This window comes from Rhizobium sp. SVR5-9E (genome assembly GCF_056755095.1).
In genome coordinates this window covers 1-264 of the sequence record NZ_JBNDHS010000469.1, presented here as the reverse complement: position 1 = coordinate 264, position 264 = coordinate 1, and the positions used below count along the sequence as shown (strand labels likewise).

Below are 264 nucleotides of genomic sequence, written 5' to 3'. Positions count from 1 at the left end.
CTCATCAGGATAATGCTGAGCTGGCAAGAGCTAAAGAATTAGGCTTAAAAATATATTCTTATCCTGAATTTCTATACGAGCAGTCAAAAAATAAAACAAGAGTGGTGATCGCAGGTTCCCACGGAAAAACGACCATCACTTCGATGATTCTCCACGTTCTGAATTTTCATCAGAAAAACGTAGATTATATGGTGGGCGCTCAGCTTGAAGGCTTTGACTGTATGGTAAAATTAACCCAAGACAACGACTTTATGGTGTTGGAAG

The 264-nt window shown here is 39.4% G+C and carries 1 pseudogene; it reads left to right on the top strand.

Annotation, left to right across the window (positions count from 1 at the left end):
* A pseudogene (locus ACPYOJ_RS35660) lies at positions 1–264 on the top strand (hypothetical protein); the annotation flags it as partial.